The 14082-nt window shown below is 63.1% G+C and carries 15 protein-coding genes and 1 tRNA gene; 10 read left to right on the forward strand and 6 right to left on the reverse strand.

Annotated features, from left to right (window positions below; genetic code table 11):
• Positions 1-14 precede the first annotated feature (14 nt).
• Positions 15-1736, reverse strand: coding sequence for a proline--tRNA ligase (locus tag RMET_RS15520; RefSeq protein WP_029307156.1), 1722 nt, complete (start codon positions 1734-1736; stop codon positions 15-17).
• A 184-nt stretch (positions 1737-1920) separates the two neighbouring features.
• Between RMET_RS15520 and RMET_RS15525 the strand changes: the two genes are divergently transcribed.
• Positions 1921-2646, forward strand: a complete 726-nt coding sequence (locus RMET_RS15525; protein ID WP_011517601.1) for an RNA pyrophosphohydrolase — start codon at positions 1921-1923, stop codon at positions 2644-2646.
• Positions 2639-3244 (forward strand): CNP1-like family protein, encoded by a 606-nt coding sequence (locus RMET_RS15530; RefSeq protein WP_011517602.1) that lies wholly within the window; start codon positions 2639-2641, stop codon positions 3242-3244. The genes RMET_RS15525 and RMET_RS15530 overlap by 8 nt, the downstream gene beginning before the upstream one ends.
• Positions 3245-3326: 82 nt before the next feature.
• On the opposite strand, the gene proB is transcribed toward RMET_RS15530, so the two are convergent.
• The 5 genes from proB to RMET_RS33620 all read right to left on the reverse strand — a co-directional run bounded on the left by proB (position 3327) and on the right by RMET_RS33620 (position 6685).
• Complete coding sequence (proB, locus tag RMET_RS15535; protein ID WP_008647250.1) at positions 3327-4445, reverse strand: glutamate 5-kinase; 1119 nt, start codon at positions 4443-4445, stop codon at positions 3327-3329.
• A 37-nt stretch (positions 4446-4482) separates the two neighbouring features.
• Positions 4483-5580 (reverse strand): GTPase ObgE, encoded by a 1098-nt coding sequence (gene obgE / locus RMET_RS15540; RefSeq protein WP_008647251.1) that lies wholly within the window; start codon positions 5578-5580, stop codon positions 4483-4485.
• A 125-nt stretch (positions 5581-5705) separates the two neighbouring features.
• Positions 5706-5966, reverse strand: coding sequence for a 50S ribosomal protein L27 (gene rpmA / locus RMET_RS15545; protein ID WP_008647258.1), 261 nt, complete (start codon positions 5964-5966; stop codon positions 5706-5708).
• A 51-nt stretch (positions 5967-6017) separates the two neighbouring features.
• Positions 6018-6329: a 50S ribosomal protein L21 gene (rplU, locus tag RMET_RS15550; RefSeq protein ID WP_008647259.1), complete on the reverse strand. Its 312-nt coding sequence runs from the start codon at positions 6327-6329 to the stop codon at positions 6018-6020.
• A gap of 215 nt (positions 6330-6544) precedes the next feature.
• On the reverse strand, positions 6545-6685 hold the full coding sequence (locus RMET_RS33620) for a hypothetical protein (RefSeq protein WP_155877846.1): 141 nt from the start codon (positions 6683-6685) through the stop codon (positions 6545-6547).
• A gap of 153 nt (positions 6686-6838) precedes the next feature.
• Between RMET_RS33620 and ispB the strand changes: the two genes are divergently transcribed.
• The 8 genes from ispB to RMET_RS15590 all read left to right on the forward strand — a co-directional run bounded on the left by ispB (position 6839) and on the right by RMET_RS15590 (position 14041).
• The gene (ispB, locus tag RMET_RS15555) at positions 6839-7768 is read left to right on the forward strand and encodes an octaprenyl diphosphate synthase (protein WP_049799754.1); all 930 of its coding nucleotides are present in this window, start codon (positions 6839-6841) and stop codon (positions 7766-7768) included.
• Positions 7769-7872: 104 nt separating this feature from the next.
• Positions 7873-7949, forward strand: a tRNA-Pro gene (locus RMET_RS15560).
• 291 nt (positions 7950-8240) lie between these two features.
• Positions 8241-9962 carry a type IV-A pilus assembly ATPase PilB gene (gene pilB / locus RMET_RS15565; RefSeq protein WP_011517604.1) on the forward strand — a complete coding sequence of 574 codons (1722 nt, stop codon included), beginning with the start codon at positions 8241-8243 and terminating at the stop codon, positions 9960-9962.
• A gap of 29 nt (positions 9963-9991) precedes the next feature.
• On the forward strand, positions 9992-11257 hold the full coding sequence (locus RMET_RS15570) for a type II secretion system F family protein (RefSeq protein WP_011517605.1): 1266 nt from the start codon (positions 9992-9994) through the stop codon (positions 11255-11257).
• 18 nt (positions 11258-11275) lie between these two features.
• Positions 11276-12145: a prepilin peptidase gene (locus tag RMET_RS15575; RefSeq protein ID WP_011517606.1), complete on the forward strand. Its 870-nt coding sequence runs from the start codon at positions 11276-11278 to the stop codon at positions 12143-12145.
• A gap of 70 nt (positions 12146-12215) precedes the next feature.
• Positions 12216-12860 carry a dephospho-CoA kinase gene (gene coaE, locus RMET_RS15580; protein WP_011517607.1) on the forward strand — a complete coding sequence of 215 codons (645 nt, stop codon included), beginning with the start codon at positions 12216-12218 and terminating at the stop codon, positions 12858-12860.
• 222 nt (positions 12861-13082) lie between these two features.
• Positions 13083-13841, forward strand: a complete 759-nt coding sequence (gene zapD, locus RMET_RS15585) for a cell division protein ZapD (protein WP_008650332.1) — start codon at positions 13083-13085, stop codon at positions 13839-13841.
• Positions 13842-13849: 8 nt separating this feature from the next.
• Positions 13850-14041 (forward strand): DNA gyrase inhibitor YacG, encoded by a 192-nt coding sequence (locus tag RMET_RS15590; RefSeq protein WP_011517608.1) that lies wholly within the window; start codon positions 13850-13852, stop codon positions 14039-14041.
• The last annotated feature ends 41 nt before the right edge of the window (positions 14042-14082 follow it).

Below are 14082 nucleotides of genomic sequence, written 5' to 3' on the forward strand. Positions count from 1 at the left end.
ATCGAGGATGCGGATCAGGCAGCCAGCTGGCCGCGCACGTGCGCAACCACATCCGCCACCGCCACCGGGGTGGCCTGGGCGTCACGGCGGCCCTGGTACTCGACTTTGCCTTCCTTGAGGCCACGGTCACCCACCACCACACGGTGCGGCACGCCAATCAGTTCCCAGTCGGCAAACATCACGCCCGGGCGCTCGCCACGGTCGTCCAGAATCACGTCGACGCCCGCAGCCAGCAGCTCGGCGTGGATGCGATCGGCCTCGGCCTTGACGGCCTCGTTGCGATCGTAGCCAACCGGGCACACCACCACCGCGAACGGGGCGATCGCCGCCGGCCAGATGATGCCTCGCTCGTCATAGTTCTGCTCGATGGCGGCGCCCAGAATCCGCGTCACGCCGATGCCGTAGCAACCCATCTGCATCGGCTGCGTCTTGCCGTTCTCGTCCAGGAACGTGGCGTTCATCGACTCCGAATAGCGCGTGCCGAGCATGAACACGTGGCCCACTTCGATGCCACGGCAGATGTCAAGCGTGCCCTTGCCGTCCGGCGAGGCGTCGCCGGCCACCACGTTGCGAAGGTCCGCCACAGCCGGTTCCGGCAGGTCGCGGCCCCAGTTCACACCGGTGTAGTGGTAGTCGCGATCGTTGGCACCACAGCAGAAGTCGCTCATGTTGGCGACGGTACGATCCGCCACCACCTTGACCGGCTTCTTCGGACCGATCGGACCGAGGTAGCCCGGGGGCGAGCCGAAGGTATCGACGATTTCGGTCTCAGTCGCAAAGCGGAAGTCAGCCAGGCCCGGCACCTTCGACGCCTTCACCTCGTTCAGTTCGTGATCGCCACGGATCAGCAGCAGCCAGATCTGGGCCCCGGCGTCGCTGTCGGTGGCCAGCACGATCGACTTGACCGTGCGTTCCAGCGGGATGCCCAGGAATTCGGCGACGTGCTCGCACTTGGCCTTCTCGGGCGTCGAAGTTTTCTTCAATTCCTCGGCCGGCGCGGCACGCGTTGCCAGCAGCGGCAGCGCCTCGGCCGCTTCCATATTGGCGGCGTAGTCGGACGTCGGACAGTAAACGATGGCGTCCTCGCCGGTATCGGCGATCACGTGGAACTCGTGCGAGCCCGAACCGCCGATGGCGCCGTTGTCGGCCGCCACGGCGCGGAATTCCAGGCCAAAGCGCTGGAAGATGCGCACATACGCGTCGTACATGTTCTGGTACGACGCCTTCAGGCCGTCGATGTCACGGTCGAACGAATAGGCGTCCTTCATCGTGAACTCGCGGCCACGCATGATGCCGAAGCGCGGACGGCGCTCGTCGCGGAACTTGGTCTGGATCTGGTAGAAGTTGACCGGTAGTTGCTTGTAGCTGCGGATTTCGGTCCGGGCGATGTCCGTGACCACTTCCTCGGAAGTGGGCTGCACCGCGAAATCGCGCTCGTGCCGATCCTTCAGACGCAACAGCTCGGGCCCCATCTTGTCCCAGCGGCCAGTCTCCTGCCAGAGTTCGGCAGGCTGGATCACCGGCATCGACAGCTCCACGGCGCCAGCACGGTTCATTTCCTCGCGAACAATGTTCTCGACCTTGCGGATCACACGCAGGCCCACCGGCATGTAGTTATAGATGCCGGCGCCGAGCTTCTTGATCATGCCGGCCCGCATCATCAGTTTATGCGACACGATTTCCGCGTCGGCGGGGGCTTCCTTGAGGGTGGAAATGAAGAATTGCGAGGCTTTCATCCGTTGCTTTCTCGTAAGGCCGGGCGCCATCAGGCATCCCGACCGCGCCGCGATGCGGCATCCATTGGGCCGGACGCGCCGGAAACTGCCCTTCCGGTCGGGGAAAACCAGCACTCCCGCCATCAGGCCGACCCGCGCGCATCCTTTATAATCGTCGTAATTCTAAAGGATTCGAGGTGCAGTCATGCTCGATCGTGAAGGCTTTCGCCCGAACGTCGGCATCATCCTCATCAACGCACGCAACGAGGTATTCTGGGGCAAGCGAATCGGCGAACACTCCTGGCAGTTTCCGCAAGGTGGCATCAAGTACGGCGAAACGCCGGAACAGGCCATGTTCCGCGAACTGCACGAAGAGGTCGGCCTGCTTCCGGAGCATGTCAGGATCGTCGGTCGCACGCGTGACTGGTTGCGTTATGAGGTGCCGGACAAGTTCATCCGCCGCGAGATCCGCGGCCACTACAGGGGCCAGAAACAGATCTGGTTCCTGCTGCGCATGGTCTGCCGCGATTGCGACATCCACCTGCGCGCGACCGATCATCCTGAGTTCGACGCCTGGCGTTGGAGCCATTATTGGGTGCCGCTGGATGCCGTCATCGAGTTCAAGCGCGACGTCTACCAGATGGCGCTGACCGAGCTATCGCGCTTCCTGAACCGTGGACGCGTGCCGCTGAGCCCCTACGGCAACCATGGTAACCATGGCCACCACGGAGGCCCTGGCCGGCATGGCGACCAGGGACGGCCACCGAGGCCCGTGCCGCTTGAGGAGACCACCGTAACCGAGGTGAGCGTCTCGGTCACGGCATCGGTTACCATTCAGGCGACCGTGCAGGAAGCGGCACATAGCGATCTCGCGACCGCGCCCGTTTCGCCGGCCAGTCCGGCATCCACTCAACGGAGTTCCGATGATTAGTTTCAGCGGCCGGCACATTCGCGCCGGCCTGTTGCTGACAGCAGTCTGCCTGGCGCTGTCGGCCTGCAAGACCACCGACAAGGGCCTGCCCAAGGACGAGGAACAGGCGGCCGACACCCCGACTGGCGACGGCCAACCGGCCAGTTCCTGGCTCAACCCGTTCGCGGACAAGCCATTCAAGGAAGGGGCGACCACGCTGCCCGCTCTGCCGCGTGACGAAGATCTGATCCCGTTCTCGGTGAACGGCGGCAGTTCATTCCGCTTCGCGGTAGACCCCAAGTCGATCTCCGTGGGCGACGACAACGTGGTCCGATTCACGGTTGTTATCACGAGCAGTGGTGGCGGGCGCAACGTGACCTACGAAGGCATCCGTTGCGATGCGTTCGAGCGCAGGCTCTACGCCACCTTGCCCAAGGGCGCCACCGAGTGGGTGCCCAACCGGGGAGAGGACCGCGACATGTGGCGCCGCATGGAAACGGGTGTGCGCAATGCCTACTCTGCCACGCTGGCGACGGACTACTTCTGCGAAGGTCGCACCGTGGCGGGCAAGGCGGACAAGCTGATCCGCGACCTGAAGGCGTACGCGCCCAGCCGCTGAACGGTAGTCCGAGCATAAAAAAACGGCGGGGCCTTTGCGGGCCCCGCCGTTTTTCATGGGTTCGTGGGTAACTGTTTCACGCTCAGACCAGCACAAGGTTGTCGCGATGGATCAACTCGGGCTCGTTCAGATGGCCCAGCACCGACTCGATCTCCGATGACGGCTTGCGTGCGATCAGACGGGCTTCGGCGCTCGAATAGTTGGTGATGCCGCGCGCCACTTCCTTCCCCTCCGGGCTGGCGCACGCAATGACCTCGCCACGGGCGAACTCGCCCTGCACTTCCACTACGCCAATCGGCAGCAGCGACTTGCCACCGCTGGTGAGCTTCTCTACAGCGCCCGCGTCGATGATCACGCGGCCGCGCAACTGCAGGTGATCCGCCATCCACTGCTTGCGCGCCGTCAGACGACCGGTCGGCGCCAGCAGTTGCGTGCCGATGGCCTCGCCGGCAGCCAGCCTGCCCAGCACATCGGCCTCGCGACCCGAGGCGATCGTCGTATGAGCACCAGACTTCGCCGCCCGCTTGGCCGCCAGGATCTTGGTCAGCATGCCGCCTCGGCCAATAGACGAGCCCGCGCCACCGGCCATGGCCTCGAGTTCGGGCGTGCCAGCCAGCGCTTCATGGACGAACTCGGCATTCGGGTCCTTGCGCGGATCAGCGGTGTAGAGCCCACGCTGGTCGGTCAAGATCACCAATGCGTCGCCTTCGATCAAATTCGTCACCAGCGCGCCGAGCGTATCGTTGTCGCCGAACTTGATTTCGTCGGTGACGACCGTGTCGTTCTCGTTGATGATCGGCACCACGCCGAGGGACAGCAGCGTCAGCAGCGTGGAACGGGCATTCAGATAGCGCTCGCGATCGGCCAGGTCAGCGTGCGTCAGCAGCACCTGCGCGGTGCGGATGCCATATCGGCCGAACTGGCTTTCGTAGACCTGCGCCAAGCCCATCTGGCCCACCGCGGCAGCGGCCTGCAGTTCGTGGATTTCCTTCGGCCGGCGCGCCCAGCCCAGTCGCTGCATCCCTTCGGCAATCGCGCCTGAGCTAACCAGCACGACTTCCTTGCCCGTGCCACGCAGCTTGGCGATCTGAGCTGCCCAGCGCGCGATGGCATCGTGGTCGAGCCCCTTGCCGTCGTTGGTAACCAGACTCGAACCTACTTTGACGACAATGCGTTTTGCCTGGGCGATGACCGATTGCATGGCGGGTCCTGTCTCCGTGGTGCCTTGTTGTAGTGCGTTACGCTTTGCTGTCGTCTCGATCGACGTTATGCAGGCGGTCGTCGAGGCGGATATCGGGCTCGGCCAGCGCGGCAGCTTCCTCTGCCTTGAGCGCGGCGAGATGGTCCTTGATCGCGTAGACCAGCTCGCGGCAGCCCTCGCCGGTCAGGGCCGAGATATGGAACACCGGCCCCTTCCACTTGTAGCGCTTGACGAAATCCTTCACGCGCGCGGCACGTTCCTCTTCCGGAACCACGTCGAGCTTGTTCAGCACCAGCCAGCGCGGCTTGTCGTACAGCGTCTCGTCGTATTTCTTCAGTTCGTTGACGATGGCCTTGGCCTCGGCAACGGGATCGACATTCTCGTCGAACGGTGCGATGTCGACGATATGCAGCAGCAGCCCGGTACGTTGCAGGTGGCGCAGGAACTGATGTCCGAGACCGGCGCCTTCGGCGGCGCCTTCGATCAGGCCCGGAATGTCCGCCACGACGAACGACTGCTCATGGTCCACACGGACCACGCCGAGGTTCGGATGGAGCGTCGTGAACGGATAGTCGGCCACCTTCGGACGTGCATTCGACACGTGCGAGATAAACGTCGACTTGCCCGCGTTGGGCATGCCGAGCAGACCGACGTCCGCCAGCACCTTCAGTTCGAGCTTGAGCATGCGGCGCTCGCCCGGCTTGCCGTCGACCTGCTGGCGCGGCGCGCGGTTGGTACTCGACTTGAAGTGGAGGTTGCCCCAGCCGCCCATGCCGCCTTCGGCCAGACAGACCAGCTGGCCGTGCTCGGTCAGGTCGGCAATGACTTCGCCGGTGTCCATGTCGGAGATCAGCGTGCCCACCGGCATCCGCAACGTGACATCTTCACCCGCCGCGCCGTAGCAATCCGAGCCCCGGCCGTTTTCGCCGTTCCGCGCCACGTGCTTCTTGGCGTAGCGAAAGTCGATCAGCGTATTGATGTTGCGGTCGGCCTGTGCGAACACGCTGCCGCCACGGCCGCCGTCACCGCCATCGGGGCCACCGAAGGGCACAAATTTCTCGCGCCGAAACGAAGCGCTTCCGTTGCCGCCATTGCCGGCGATCGCTTCGATACGGGCTTCGTCAATGAACTTCATGTTGGTTTTCCGTGGTGGTTCGGGCTTGTCGCCGCCGGCCCTCGACGGGTCAGCGCCATTTTATCTTGGCAGAAAACAAAAAAGCCCCGCAGTCACTGCGGGGCCTTCGTGCTGCAAAGGCTGTATCAGGCCGCCGGAACGACGCTGACTTGCTGCTTCTTGGCAGCGCCCTTGACGGCGAACTGCACGTGGCCGTCCACCAGCGCGAACAGGGTGTGGTCCTTGCCGATACCCACGTTCTCGCCAGCGTGCACGCGCGTGCCGCGTTGACGAACGATGATGCCGCCGGCGTTGATGGCCTGGCCACCGAACACCTTCACGCCCAGACGCTTCGATTCCGAATCACGGCCGTTCCGCGTAGAACCGCCGCCTTTTTTCTGTGCCATGTCTTTACTCCTGTTGACCTATTGCGATTAAGCCTGTGTCCGAGCTGATGCTCAGGCAACGATGGCTTCGATGCGCAGTTCGGTGTAATTCTGACGATGGCCCTGACGCTTCTGGTAGTGCTTGCGACGGCGCATCTTGAAGATCTTCACCTTGTCGTGACGACCCTGGGCGATAACGGTAGCCTTGACGGAAGCCCCGCTCACCAGCGGCGTACCAAATTTGATTTGGTCGCCAGCGCCCACTGCGAGCACCTGGTCCAGCGTGATTTCTGCGCCAATGTCAGCCGGTATCTGTTCTACTTTCAGTTTTTCGCCAGCAGCAACCTTGTATTGCTTGCCGCCGGTTTTTACGACCGCGTACATTGTCGAACCTCTCGATGTTGAGTTGAAACGTTGAATGCTGCTCCGGGAGCCCCGGAACCGGCGCCGTTTCGTGCGCCGCAGACGGTGCGCGTGACAAACGCGACCGAAAGAACCGGTGATTATAAATCAGCCGCGAGAAAACTGCAAAGAAAACAATGAGATAGCCTGCCAGCGCGTCACCTGAGACGATCGCGGCACTTCCAGCGTCCGGACGATCAGGTCAGGTCGGCCAGCAGGTACCCGGCCAATGCCGCAAAAGCCACCCACCAGGCGGTGCGACGGACGGGACGACGGGATTCGCGTGACTTGTTCATGGCCGGATTATAGAAGCGTGACCACGCAGAAAATTGCGCCACGGCAACATCCCGTCCTGACAATCCCTTCCAGCTTGCTACCCACAACAGCCAAACGCACACCCGCATCGCATATAATCCTCGGGTTTTGCGCAACGGTGATTCATCTTGTCCCAGTCTTCCGCTACTGCCCTGCTTGCCCCGGTCGCTGCCGACATGCGCGCCGTTGACGCAGTCATCCGCCGGCGCCTGTCGTCGGAGGTGCCGCTGATCGAACAGATCGGCGAGTACATCATCGGGGCGGGCGGCAAACGTCTGCGCCCCGTCATCCTGCTGCTTTCCGCACGCGCGTTCGACTACGAAGGCCATCGCCACCACGAACTGGCCGCGGTGGTCGAGTTCATCCACACCGCCACGCTCCTGCATGACGACGTGGTCGACGAGTCGGAACTGCGCCGGGGCCGCGATACCGCCAATGCGGTGTTCGGCAACGCCGCCAGCGTCCTGGTGGGCGACTTCCTCTATTCGCGCGCCTTCCAGATGATGGTGGAAGCCGGCAGCATGCGCATCATGGAGATCCTCTCCAACGCCACCAACGTGATCGCCGAAGGCGAAGTGCTGCAACTGCTGAACATGCACGACCCCGAAGTCACGGTGGAGCGCTACCTGCAGGTCATCCGCTACAAGACCGCCAAGCTGTTCGAGGCATCGGCCCAACTGGGCGCGGTGCTCGCCGGCGCTGACGCGGAGATGGAAGAAGCGGCAGCGGAGTACGGCCGCCGGATTGGCACCGCGTTCCAGCTGATCGACGACATGCTCGACTACACGGCCAGCGCCGAGCAGATGGGCAAGAACGCGGGCGACGACCTGCGCGAAGGCAAGCCGACGCTGCCGCTGCTGCACCTGCTCGAACATGGCACAGCCCAGCAGCGCGAACTGGCGCGCGACGCCATCGTGCAAGGCGGCACCGAGCATTTCGATGCCGTGTTCTCGGCAATCCACGCCAGCGGCGCGCTCGATGTGACGTTCGCAGCCGCCCAGCGTGAAGCAGAGGCCGCGGAAAAGGCCGCCATGCAGTTCCCGGACTCGCCGCTCAAGCAGACGCTGATCGACCTGTGCGCGTTCTCGCTGCAACGGCAAAGCTGAGGGCGGCGCAAATCTTCTCGCCCCCTCTTCCCATCCGAAAGAAACGCTGCTAAACTTTTGTTCTTTGCTGCTGACAACGCAAGTTGCTGCGGCAAACCAGAAATCGGGGTGTAGCTTAGCCTGGTAGAGCGCTACGTTCGGGACGTAGAGGCCGGAGGTTCGAATCCTCTCACCCCGACCAGATTTCAAAAAAGCCGGATCCTCGCATGTGGATCCGGCTTTTTGCTTTGTGGTCTACCCCGGCCACAGCACCCTCCACTGCACCCTTTTTCGCGTCGATTCCCCCGCCCTGCGCAAGTAGGGTTGCGCCGCTGTCGTACAAACGCCAACGCGCGCGCAACCGAGCTTTACAAAAAGTGACCCCAGCGGCAAACTGCCCCGGTCCGGGACACATGCCCCCGCCGATCCCGCCGCAGTCAACCGCGCCGCCGTTCACCAGCCCGAACGCGCGCACCTTGCACAGTATTTCGCCATGACACTAGGCCTCGCGCTTGCCCAGAGCCGGCGGATCGCGCCGGCTCTGCTTGCCCAGTTGGAGCAATCGGCCCGGGAAAAGAAGACGCAGCTGATCGACGAGATCATTGGCAGCGGCACGATGTCCGCCCATGACGTCGCCGTGTTCGCCGCCGACAAGTACCAGCTCCCGCTGCTCGACCTCTCCGAATACAACCTCAGCCGCGTGCCGTCGGCACTCTCGGGCAACCGCGAGTTCCATGCGCACCGGCTCCTGCCGCTGGGCCGTCGGGAAAACCGCCTGATCGTGGCGATGTCCGATCCGGCCAACCAGGCCGGCGTCGACGTGATCCGCCAGAAGTTCAGCCTGCCAGTGGAAACAGTCGTCGTCGAACACGACAAGCTGATGAAGCATGTCCGATCTGCCGGCGAGGCACTTGGCACGCTCAAGAACGCCCTGCCGACGCCCACGGCGCAGAAGATGATCGAGTATGACCCGGTGGCCGCCGCGAGCGCGCGCAAGGTCCCCGGCGCCAACGACATCGACGACGCGCCGGTAGTGCGCTTCCTGCAGAAGCTGCTGACGGAAGCCTTCCATCGCGGCGCGTCGGACCTTCACTTCGAACCATTCGAGTTCTTCTACCGCATTCGCTTCCGCGTGGACGGCGTGCTGCAGGAAGTCGCGCGGCCACCGCTCGATATCCGCGACAAGATCGCCACGCGTATCAAGGTGCTATCGCGCCTGGACATCTCGGAAAAGCGTGTGCCGCAGGACGGCCGGATGAAGCTACTGATCTCCATGCCGAAAGACAAGGACGGCAAGGAGACCGTCGACAAGGCGATCGACTTCCGCGTCTCCACGCTGCCCACGTTGTTCGGCGAAAAGATCGTGATGCGGATTCTCGATTCGTCGAGCGACAAGCTCGACATCGACCAACTCGGCTATGAGCCGCAGCAGAAGGCACTGCTGCAGGAAGTGATCAAGCGGCCGTACGGGATGGTGCTGGTGACTGGCCCGACCGGCAGCGGCAAGACTGTGTCGCTCTATACGTTCCTGAACATGCTGAACCAGGGCGACATCAATATCTCGACCGCCGAGGATCCGGCCGAAATCCAGTTGCCCGGCATCAACCAGGTCAACGTGAACGACAAGGCCGGCCTGACCTTCGCCGCCGCGCTGAAATCGTTCCTGCGCCAGGATCCCGACGTGATCATGGTCGGCGAAATTCGTGACCTCGAGACGGCCGACATCTCCATCAAGGCCGCGCAGACCGGTCACCTGGTGCTGTCCACGCTGCACACGAACGACGCGCCGACCACGCTGACACGCCTGATGAATATGGGCGTGGCACCGTTCAACATCGCCTCGTCGGTCCTGCTGATCACCGCGCAGCGCCTGGCGCGCCGGCTTTGCACCTGCAAGCGCGAGGGCGACCTGGCACCGCAGGTGCTGATCGATGCAGGCTTCCAGGAGTCAGACCTCGACGGCACATGGAAGCCCTATCACCCGGTGGGCTGCGACCGATGCAGCGGTAGTGGCTACAAGGGGCGATGCGGTATCTACCAGGTCATGCCGATTACCGAAACCATTCAACAGATCATCCTGTCGCACGGCACGGCATTGCAGATTGCTGAACAGGCGCGCAAGGAAGGCGTGCTATCGTTGCGGGAAGCTGGCCTGCTCAAGGTCAAACAGGGCGTCACGTCACTCGAAGAAGTGCTGGCGACCACGAACACGTAAAACAAAGAACAAGTCTCAGGGGTCAAATCATGGCGACGCGCGCACCAGCGGCGGGCGCTCGGACGGCAGCGCCGTCTCGGGCAAAATCAGGGCGGAAGGCACCCACGCAGTACATCTTCGAGTGGGAAGCCAAGGACCGAAAAGGCAAGTCGTTCAAGGGCGAACAACGCGCCGAGAGCCAGTCCGAGGTCACCGCCTCGCTGCGCAAGCAGGGGCTGACCGTCGTCAAGATGAAGAAGCGCAAGGGCGCGCGCGGCAAGAAGATTACCGAGAAGGACATCGCCTACTTCACGCGCCAGCTCTCGACCATGCTCAAGGCGGGTGTGCCGCTGCTGCAGTCGATCGACATCATCGCGCGCGGCCACGCCAACCCGAACTTCACCCAGCTGCTCACTGTCATCCGCTCGGACATTGAATCGGGTAGCAGCATGGCCACGGCGTTCCGCCGGCATCCGCAGTACTTCGATACGCTCTACTGCAACCTGATTGACGCTGGCGAACAAGGCGGTATTCTCGATGCGCTGCTCGAGCGGCTGTCTCTCTATATGGAGAAAAGCATCGCGCTGAAGGGCCAGATCAAGTCCGCGATGATCTACCCGATCGCCGTGCTGACCGTGGCCTTTGCCGTGACGGTGATCCTGATGCTGTTCGTGATCCCGGCCTTCAAGGGCGTGTTCTCGAGCTTTGGCGCCTCGCTGCCAGCGCCCACGATGGTCGTGATCAACATCTCCGACTTTTTCGTGCAGTACTGGTATCTCGTCATCGGCGCGCCAGTCTTCTCGATCATCGGCTATTTCCGCGCCCGCAAGAAATCGGAGAAGGTGCAGCGCTGGCACGACAAGGTTCTGCTCAAGCTGCCGATTTTCGGCAGCCTGTTCCGCAAGGCGGTGGTCGCGCGCTGGACGCGCACGCTGGCCACGATGTTTGCGGCAGGCACGCCGCTGGTGGAATCGATGGAATCGGTGGCAGGCGCCGCCGGCAACTGGATCTACTACGACGCCACGCGCGAAATCGAGCAGTCTGTGCGTATCGGTACCAGCCTGACCAACGCCATGCAGGCCACCCACGTGTTCGACAACATGGTGCTGCAGATGACCCAGATCGGTGAGGAATCGGGCGCGCTGGACAGCATGTTGCTCAAGGTTGCCGAATTCTACGAGCGCGAGGTCGACGACGCCGTGGCCGCCATCTCGAGCCTGATCGAGCCGCTGATCATCGTGGTGCTTGGCGTGCTGATCGGCGGCATGGTCGTCGCCATGTATCTGCCGATCTTCAAGCTGGGCCAAGTGGTGTAACGCCGGGTGATGTAACGCATGCAAGCTGTCCTGTCATCGCTGGCGGCGTTGCCGCCAGCTTTCCTTATTGTCGCGGCAGGGGTGGTTGGCCTGATGGTCGGCAGTTTCCTCAACGTGGTGATCCATCGTCTGCCGAAGATGATGGAGTACGACGAGGCCAACTACATCGCGGAAATCCGTGGCGAACCGTTGCCGCACCCCGAGCGCTATAACCTGATGGTGCCGCGATCCGCGTGCCCGAAGTGCGGCCACCAGATCGCCCCCTGGGAGAACATCCCCGTCATCAGCTACCTGTTCCTGCGTGGCCGCTGCAAGGCCTGCAAGACGCCGATCGGCATCCGCTATCCGCTCGTCGAGCTGATCACGGCGGCGCTCAGCGCCCTGGCGATGTGGCACTTCGGTCCGACGGCGCAGGCGCTGGCCGCGATCGTGATGACCTGGTCGCTGGTCGCGTTGTTCATGATCGATGCCGACACCCAGCTTCTGCCAGACCAGATCACGCTGCCGCTGCTATGGCTGGGCCTGCTGCTGAACCTGCAGGGCTTGTTCGCGCCGCTGGCGGATGCCGTCATCGGCGCTGCGGCGGGCTACCTGCTGCTGTGGAGCGTCTACTGGCTCTACAAGCTCGTGCGGGGCCGCGAGGGCATGGGCCACGGCGATTTCAAGTTGATGGCGGCGCTTGGCGCATGGTTCGGCTGGCAGGCACTGCCCGCGCTGATCCTGATGTCGTCGGTGGTCGGTGCCGTGCTTGGCGGCGCGATGCTGGTCTTCCGCCGCAAGAGTAGTGACACGACCTTCCCGTTTGGCCCGTACATCGTCGGTGCCGGGCTGATCGTGCTGTTCTTTGGCGCAGACGTATTACCGCTGACGCTGGTGGCCGGACACTAGCCGACAACCGGCGGCTGCACGCAAAGCTGGTATCGTTGGCGACATTCACGACTGACTGACACCCTGCTCCATGCTGGAAATCGGACTGACCGGCGGCATCGGCTCCGGCAAGACCCGCGTTGCGGACATGTTCGCCGCGCGCGGCGCCGCGTTGATCGATACCGACCTCATCGCCCACGAGATCACCGCGCCGGGCGGCCCAGCCATCGCACCGCTCGTCGCGGCATTCGGCCCCGGATGCCTGCGCCAGGATGGTGCGATGGATCGCGACGCGATGCGGGCACTTGTCTTCTCCGACCCATCGGCCAAGACCCGCCTCGAGGGCATCACCCATCCGCTGATTCGCCAGGTCACCGAAGCGCGGGCCACCGCCATCCGCGAAGCGGGCCACAACCCGTATCTGATCTACGTGGTACCGCTGCTCGTCGAATCGAGTACCTGGCGCGCGCGAGTCGGCCGCGTGCTTGTGGTCGACTGCCAGGAGGAAACCCAGATCGCCCGTGTGATGGCCCGCAATGGATTCACGCGCGATCAGGTACTGGCGATCATGCGACGACAGGCCACACGCGCCGAACGCATGGCCGTGGCCGACGACCTGATCGACAACGACGGGCCACCCGAAGCGCTGAACGCGCAAGTCGCGAAGCTCGATGCGCTATATCGCTCGCTTTCGGATACATCTGGAAACACATCCGAAAACGCGGCGCATCCGTGACATCCCCCATGCCCGATAGGGGCAGATTCGATTTGTCCTCGGGCCCTGACTCGCATAGAATGCGCTGAAACATGCCGGCAAATATGCGCGGTGTGACGAGTTCCGGCCAGGAACTCCACCCAGGCGCGAGTTGTCTTTGCATGGGCGAAAGCGGCACGGACAGCGCCAGAGCGCCTTCCCGACTGAAACAACCGCCAACCGGCGCGCAGCACGGACACCGACTTGATCCTGTACGAATATCCTTTCAACGAACGCATCAGGACACTCCTGCGCCTGGAGGACCTGTTCGATCGGCTGGATTATTTCCTCGGGCAGGAACATCCGCTTCAGCATCACGTCGCCATCACCACGATTTTCGAGATCATCGACGTGGCGGGACGTGCCGACCTCAAGACCGACCTGATCAAGGAACTCGAGCGCCAGCGCCAGGCCCTGGCGCCGCTGCGCTCCAATCCGCAGATTGATCAGGATGCGCTGGTCGCGGTGATCACCGAAATCGAGCAAGGCATTGCAGCGCTCAGCCAGACCGTCGGCAAGGCCGGCCAGTTGCTGGCCGACAATGAATGGCTGACCAGCATCCGCAGCCGCGCGATCATCCCCGGTGGCACTTGCGAGTTCGATCTGCCGGCGTACTACGCCTGGCAGCATCGCGACGCCGATGATCGCCGCGCCGACATCCTCAAATGGGCACGCCCACTAGCCTCGCTGCGCATGGGCGCTGGCATCGTGCTGCGCCTGCTGCGCGAGTCCGGCCAGAGCGGCAAAGTCATTGCGACCGGTGGCAGCTATCAGCAGATGCTGTCTGGCCGCAGCTACCAGCTCATGCAGGTGTACCTGGACGAATCGCTGCTGGCCTTCATCCCCGAGATGAGCGCCAACAAGTACATGCTCTGGGTACGGTTCACGCAGCAGGATGGCGACATGCGGCCCCGATCGGTGGATGCCGATATCCCCTTCCTGCTGAAGCTCTGTAATTTCTGAAGTCTCCGATGCCAGCCGTCGTCAAATGCCCCACCTGCGGCAAGGAAGTTGCCTGGGTGCCGGATAACAAGTTCCGTCCGTTCTGCTCGGAACGCTGCAAGCAGATCGACCTGGGCGCCTGGGCGTCCGAGAAGTATGTGTTCGGTGGCAAGCCGGGCGAGACACCGTCGCCGGACCTGCCGGAAGACGCCGAAGACTGATCGGATCGCTGCTCCCCTCTCACGCCAGGCGAAAGAGGGGA

The organism is Cupriavidus metallidurans CH34 (assembly GCF_000196015.1).
GTDB classification, from domain to species: Bacteria; Pseudomonadota; Gammaproteobacteria; order Burkholderiales; family Burkholderiaceae; genus Cupriavidus; species Cupriavidus metallidurans.

Coding starts and splice junctions, on each gene's coding strand:
- RMET_RS15520 (WP_029307156.1), bottom strand. CDS start 1,736: ATGAAAGCCTCGCAATTCTTCATTTCCACCCTCAAGGAAGCCCCCGCC.
- RMET_RS15525 (WP_011517601.1), top strand. CDS start 1,921: ATGCTCGATCGTGAAGGCTTTCGCCCGAACGTCGGCATCATCCTCATC.
- RMET_RS15530 (WP_011517602.1), top strand. CDS start 2,639: ATGATTAGTTTCAGCGGCCGGCACATTCGCGCCGGCCTGTTGCTGACA.
- proB (WP_008647250.1), bottom strand. CDS start 4,445: ATGCAATCGGTCATCGCCCAGGCAAAACGCATTGTCGTCAAAGTAGGT.
- obgE (WP_008647251.1), bottom strand. CDS start 5,580: ATGAAGTTCATTGACGAAGCCCGTATCGAAGCGATCGCCGGCAATGGC.
- rpmA (WP_008647258.1), bottom strand. CDS start 5,966: ATGGCACAGAAAAAAGGCGGCGGTTCTACGCGGAACGGCCGTGATTCG.
- rplU (WP_008647259.1), bottom strand. CDS start 6,329: ATGTACGCGGTCGTAAAAACCGGCGGCAAGCAATACAAGGTTGCTGCT.
- ispB (WP_049799754.1), top strand. CDS start 6,839: ATGCGCGCCGTTGACGCAGTCATCCGCCGGCGCCTGTCGTCGGAGGTG.
- pilB (WP_011517604.1), top strand. CDS start 8,241: ATGACACTAGGCCTCGCGCTTGCCCAGAGCCGGCGGATCGCGCCGGCT.
- RMET_RS15570 (WP_011517605.1), top strand. CDS start 9,992: ATGGCGACGCGCGCACCAGCGGCGGGCGCTCGGACGGCAGCGCCGTCT.
- RMET_RS15575 (WP_011517606.1), top strand. CDS start 11,276: ATGCAAGCTGTCCTGTCATCGCTGGCGGCGTTGCCGCCAGCTTTCCTT.
- coaE (WP_011517607.1), top strand. CDS start 12,216: ATGCTGGAAATCGGACTGACCGGCGGCATCGGCTCCGGCAAGACCCGC.
- RMET_RS15590 (WP_011517608.1), top strand. CDS start 13,850: ATGCCAGCCGTCGTCAAATGCCCCACCTGCGGCAAGGAAGTTGCCTGG.